Annotated in this window: 1 pseudogene; it reads left to right on the plus strand. The window is 44.5% G+C overall.

The annotated features are described in order from the left end of the window. Window positions 1-89: 89 nt before the first annotated feature. A pseudogene (locus tag QWY28_RS24595) lies at window positions 90-281 on the plus strand (hypothetical protein); the annotation flags it as partial.

Below are 281 nucleotides of genomic sequence, written 5' to 3' on the forward strand. Positions count from 1 at the left end.
GTCTTGCTCGCACTTTCAACACTTGAACATCCACTCGGAGAGGAGTCTCAAAGATAATTGCAGAATAACAGACACTAGTCACGAGGACTCAAGGAACCAAAATTGCCTCTGATGGCCTCAAGGGTCGTGTGTTTGAAGTGAGCCTTGCTGATCTACAGAATGATGAAGTTGCGTTTAGAAAATTCAAGCTAATCACTGAGGACGTTCAGGGCAAAAACTGTCTGACTAACTTCCATGGTATGGATCTTACCCGGGACAAAATGTGCAACATGGTCAAGAAG

The sequence above is a fragment of the Nocardioides oceani genome, assembly GCF_030412965.1.
Taxonomy (GTDB): domain Bacteria; phylum Actinomycetota; class Actinomycetes; order Propionibacteriales; family Nocardioidaceae; genus Nocardioides; species Nocardioides oceani.